Below are 4,505 nucleotides of genomic sequence, written 5' to 3'. Positions count from 1 at the left end.
GCAGGTCGGCGCCGCGCTCGACCGCCAGAATCGTGATCTGCGACAGCGCGCCGGGGCTGCCGGCCAGAAAGGCCGAAGTGCGGTCCCAGCCATGGATGCGCTGGAGGTAATAGCTCGAGCCGAAGGTCGAGCAGAACGTCGCCAGCGCAAGCAGCCCGATGGTGAGGGGGTAGGCGCCGACCTGCTGAAGCAGATGGCGCGAGACCACCGAGCCCAGCGAAATGCCGAGCAGCACCAGCACGGTCTGGGTCAGGAGCGGCGGCAGCGCGAGCTGGCGCCCGGCGATCGCGGCGATCCCGACCGCGATCATCGAGCCGGAGATCAGCCCGCCGGGAAGGCCGGCGAGGAGAAATGCAAGGCCGCCGGCGGTGCCGATGACGAGCGTCTCCGCCGTGCTCAAGATCTTGGCACGGCTCGGCCATTCGAACGACAGGGAGGTGGCGATTTGCTTCACGCCACCTTATCGCAAATCAGCGAGAGGCGCACAATTGCAGGCTCGTCATGCCGCAATGCGCGCGCCTCTCGCGAGAAGCTCGCTGAAGATCGTGTCGGAGGCTACTTCTTGTCCGCAGCCGGCGCGGCGGTGCCCCCCTTGGCGCTCTTGATGCATTCGGAACGGAATTTCTTGCGCTCCTTGCCGTGCAGGCCCTTGGCGTCGGCCTGCTTGGAGCATTCGAGCGACTCGGCCGAGCGCTCCTTCGGGGCTTTCTTGTCGGCCGCGGCGGCGGCATCGATCTTGGTATCGGTCTTGGCCGCCGGCGCGGCGGTCTGCGCGAAGGCGGTGCCGCCGGCGAGCAGGGAGGCGAGGGCGACGGCGGCGAGGCGAGAGGCGAGGGTCATGGTGTTGCACTCTTCTGGCGAGAATTGCGAAGGGTTGCGAACGTCGGCTCGCGTTGCTGAACGCGACATGAATAATCTGAACGGCGCCGTTACTATATTTTGGCGGCCGGGAGCCATCGCTTCCTTGTCGCAAATGGCCGGCACGCTAGGATAGCAAGTCCTGTTTCACTTCCCCCCGGGGGAAGACCAAGGAGGAGACCTGAGGATGACCATTCAATCAAAAATGCTGTGCGCGATTGCGTTGTCGGGATTTGCTGCGTTGGCTGTGTCGGCGCCAGCGCAGGCGCTGACGTCGCAAGAGTGCAGCGCCAAATACCAGGCGGCCAAGAAGGACGGCTCGCTCGGCACCATGAAGTGGAATGACTTCCGCAAGGCCCAGTGCGGTGCGGATGCAACCCCGGCCGCTGCCGCACCGGCTGCGCCTGCACCGACCGCGGCTGCGCCCGCCGCTCCCGCCCAGCCGAAGCAGGCCAAGAAGGAGGCGGCCCCGGCGGCCGCGCCGACCCTGCCGGCCGGCCCCGCGATCTATCCGAACGCGATCGATCCGAAATATGCCAAGGAGACCCCGGGCAAGGGGCGCCTCCACACCTGCGTCGACCAGTACAACGCCAACAAGACCACCAACGGCAATGGCGGCATGAAGTGGATCGAGAAGGGCGGCGGCTATTACAGCGAATGCAACAAGAAGCNNGCGGGCCGCGCTCGACGAACAACAGGCTCTGGCCGAAGATGAAGCAGTAGAACAGGAAGGCCTGCGCCTCGGCCTCCTCGGCCGCAAGCCCGGTCGCGCGGTAGAGCTCGGCCACGTGCTTGAGCCGCGCTGCGTCCACGTTCGCGACCGCGGCCGCGGCGCTCTCGTCGGAGCGGGCCCATTGCCGGATCGCGAGCTCGATCGCCATGGCTTCCGGATTGAGCCGCTCGGAGTAGAGCTGGATCACCGCCTTCAGCCGTTCGCGGGGCGCTTGACCATCGAGGCGCGTCTGCTGCGCGATCGACGCGGCCCGCCCCTCGCGCCAGCGTTGCAGCATGGCAGCGAGCAGTGCGGCGCGGTCGGCGAAGCGGCGGTAGAAGCCGCCCTTGGTGACGCCGAGATTCTTGGCGAGCACCTCGACCCTGACACCCTCGACCCCCGAGCGGGCGAGCTCGGTGAATCCTGCCTCGACCCAGACATCGCCCTTGCCGTCGCTCATGAAGCAGTGCCCCCTCCGATTTCCGATACGGTGCCGTATTGCTAACGCGTCTCGTGCCTGATACGCTACCGTATCAAGACCAATAAACAAAGAGGGCGGAATGGCGATGGAGCAGGAGGCGACCTATCGCGGCACGGTCTATCCGTGGCAATGCGATCATGTCGGCCACATGAACATCATGTGGTATGTCGGCAAATTCGACGAAGCCAACTGGAACCTGTTCGCCCGCCTCGGCCTGACGCCGAGCTATTTGCGCTCCTCCGGCCGCGGCATGGCCGCCGTGCAGCAGAACATTGCCTACAGGCGCGAGCTGCTCGCCGGCGACATCGTCGAGANNCCGAGACCGGCGAGATCGCCGCAACTTGCGAGATCACCGGCGTGCACATGGATCGGCGCCAGCGCAAATCGGCACCGTTCGCGGATGCCATCCGGGAGATCGCCTTGCGCCATCTCGCCGATCCGGCCGAGGCCTGAACCATGGCCGCGTTCGAGCCGAAGAACCCGGGCTATCGCGCGGCGGCGATCGCAATGTTCGACGGCCAGCCGGCGATGCACACGCTCGGCATCGTGATCGTCCGCCTTGCACCGGGCGAGGTCGAGCTGGCGATGCTGCATTCGCCTGATCTCACGCAGCAGAACGGTTTTGTCCATGCCGGCATCATCACGGCAGGCCTCGACAACGCCTGCGGCGTTGCCGCCTTTACCCTGATGCCGCGCGAGGCCGACATCCTCACCGTCGAGTTCAAGACCACGCTGCTCGCACCGGCCCGGGGTGAGCGCTTCGTCTTCAAGGCGGAGGTGGTCAAGCCCGGCCGCACGCTCACGTTCTGCGAGGCCAGGGCGTTTGCCGAGCACGAGGGCAAGACCACGCTGATCGCAACGATGACCGGGACGTTGATGGCGATGCTGCCCCGCATTGCTGCCTCGCACGAGCCGCGCACGTCTCATGCATAGCCGCGATTGACAAGCCTGCCGGCGCATCCCTTGATGCGCTGGTCATGCTTGCGAGTCTCGGCCTCATCCTGCTGTGCCAATTGATCGGCGAAGCCGTCGCGCGCGGCCTCGGCCTGCCCTTGCCGGGACCTGTGCTCGGCCTGCTGCTGCTCCTGATCCTGCTGCTCGCGCGCGATCGCTTCGCAGCGCTTGCATACGGGCCGCTGCGCAACGACGGCGTGGAAACCGCGAGCAAGGGCCTGCTGGCCCATCTGTCGCTGTTGTTCGTGCCGGCCGGCGTCGGCGTCGTGCAGGAGCTCGACCTGCTTGCATCCCACGGCATCGTGATCATCCTGGTGCTCGCGCTGTCGGTGGTCGTCACGCTGCTCGCGACGGTGCTGACCTTTCGCCTCGTCAGCCGCCTGCTGAAGCAACAGGATGCGCGATGAAGGACAATCCGTTCTCGCTCTGGGTCTATCTCTCGCAGTCGCCGCTGCTCTGGCTGACGGTGACGCTGCTGGTCTATGCGACCACGGATGCGGTGTCGCTGGCGACGCGGCGCCATCCGCTCGCCAATCCCGTGCTGCACGCGACGTGGATCATCGGCGCGTTCCTGCTCGCGACCGGCACGTCCTATACGAGCTATTTCGCCGGCGCGCAGTTCGTGCACTTCCTGCTCGGGCCTGCCACCGTGGCGCTCGCGGTCCCGCTCTACGAGAACCGCAGGCGCGTCGTGTCATCCATCGTGCCGATGCTGGTGGCGCTGCTCGCGGGATCGGTCACGGCGGTGGTGTCGGTGGTGCTGCTGGCCGAGCTCGCCGGCCTGCCGCGCGAGGTCGTGCTGTCGCTGGCGCCGAAATCGGTCACGGCCGGTGTCGCCATGGGCATCGCTGAATCCCTGCACGCCGATCCCTCGCTGGCGGCGGTGGCGGTGATCCTCACCGGCATCATGGGCGCGATCATCGTGACGCCGCTGATGAACCGCACCGGCGTCACCGATTACCGGGCGCGCGGATTTGCGGCTGGCCTTGCCGCGCACGGTATCGGCACCGCGCGTGCGTTCCAGGTCGACGAGCTTGCCGGCGTCTTCTCCGGCATCGCCATGAGTCTCAACGCCTTGGTGACCTCGTTCCTGGTCCCCCTGGCAGTCACGCTGCTGGTGCGATGACATCGTCGCCGCGACACTCTATATGATCGGTAACAATTCCCGGTCCCAAACCGTATTCAGGGAGATGGGACCGAAACGGGACGAGATATGGCTGGATCTGGGACTAAGGGCCTTGCGCCGACGCGACGCGCGGCGTTGACGCTGATCGGGGCGGGCGCCCTCGCACTGACGGGCGGCGCCTCGGCACGCGCGGCGAGCGACGACAACGAGGTGCTCACCGAAGCCAAGGTGCTGCGCGATCCCGACACGCCGGTCGCCGGCAATCCCAACGGCAACGTCACCATTGTCGAATGGTCCGACTACAATTGCCCCTATTGCCGCAAGCTCGAGCCCGAGCTGCGCCAGGTCGTCCAGGACGACGGCAAGGTGCGGCT

General features: G+C 66.5%; 7 protein-coding genes and 2 pseudogenes. 6 read left to right on the top strand and 3 right to left on the bottom strand.

Going from position 1 to position 4,505, the window contains the following annotated elements; all coding sequences use genetic code 11:
- Together AABA86_RS32945 and AABA86_RS32940 are read right to left on the bottom strand one after the other, a co-directional pair.
- Positions 1-454: AbrB family transcriptional regulator (locus AABA86_RS32945; RefSeq protein WP_338309718.1), on the bottom strand; the 454-nt coding region annotated here is incomplete at its 3' end.
- Positions 455-555: 101 nt separating this feature from the next.
- Positions 556-840, bottom strand: a complete 285-nt coding sequence (locus tag AABA86_RS32940; RefSeq protein WP_338309717.1) for a PsiF family protein — start codon at positions 838-840, stop codon at positions 556-558.
- Between the two features lie 205 nt (positions 841-1,045).
- Between AABA86_RS32940 and AABA86_RS32935 the strand changes: the two genes are divergently transcribed.
- On the top strand, positions 1,046-1,573 hold the full coding sequence (locus AABA86_RS32935; protein WP_338309716.1) for a hypothetical protein: 528 nt from the start codon (positions 1,046-1,048) through the stop codon (positions 1,571-1,573).
- Here the strand turns inward: AABA86_RS32935 and AABA86_RS32930 are convergent.
- A pseudogene (locus AABA86_RS32930) lies at positions 1,533-2,030 on the bottom strand (TetR/AcrR family transcriptional regulator); the annotation flags it as partial. The gene AABA86_RS32935 and the pseudogene AABA86_RS32930 sit on opposite strands and share 41 nt — an antisense overlap.
- A 106-nt stretch (positions 2,031-2,136) precedes the next feature.
- Between AABA86_RS32930 and AABA86_RS32925 the strand changes: the two are divergent.
- The 5 genes and pseudogenes from AABA86_RS32925 to AABA86_RS32905 all read left to right on the top strand — a co-directional run.
- Positions 2,137-2,504 (top strand): annotated as a pseudogene (locus tag AABA86_RS32925) (acyl-CoA thioesterase).
- 3 nt (positions 2,505-2,507) lie between these two features.
- Positions 2,508-2,984, top strand: a complete 477-nt coding sequence (locus AABA86_RS32920) for a PaaI family thioesterase (protein ID WP_212247256.1) — start codon at positions 2,508-2,510, stop codon at positions 2,982-2,984.
- 44 nt (positions 2,985-3,028) lie between these two features.
- Positions 3,029-3,412: a CidA/LrgA family protein gene (locus AABA86_RS32915; RefSeq protein ID WP_212247255.1), complete on the top strand. Its 384-nt coding sequence runs from the start codon at positions 3,029-3,031 to the stop codon at positions 3,410-3,412.
- Positions 3,409-4,131 carry an LrgB family protein gene (locus AABA86_RS32910; protein ID WP_338309715.1) on the top strand — a complete coding sequence of 241 codons (723 nt, stop codon included), beginning with the start codon at positions 3,409-3,411 and terminating at the stop codon, positions 4,129-4,131. Before AABA86_RS32915 ends, AABA86_RS32910 begins: the two co-directional genes overlap by 4 nt.
- An 87-nt stretch (positions 4,132-4,218) precedes the next feature.
- Positions 4,219-4,505 (top strand): thioredoxin domain-containing protein (locus tag AABA86_RS32905; protein ID WP_338309714.1); only part of this gene is annotated, 287 nt, incomplete at its 3' end.

The organism is Bradyrhizobium sp. TM233 (assembly GCF_036247965.1).
In the GTDB taxonomy this organism is placed as follows: Bacteria; Pseudomonadota; Alphaproteobacteria; order Rhizobiales; family Xanthobacteraceae; genus Bradyrhizobium; species Bradyrhizobium ottawaense.
Note: the sequence above shows the minus strand (reverse complement) of the source record. Positions and strands in the feature narration are given on the sequence as shown.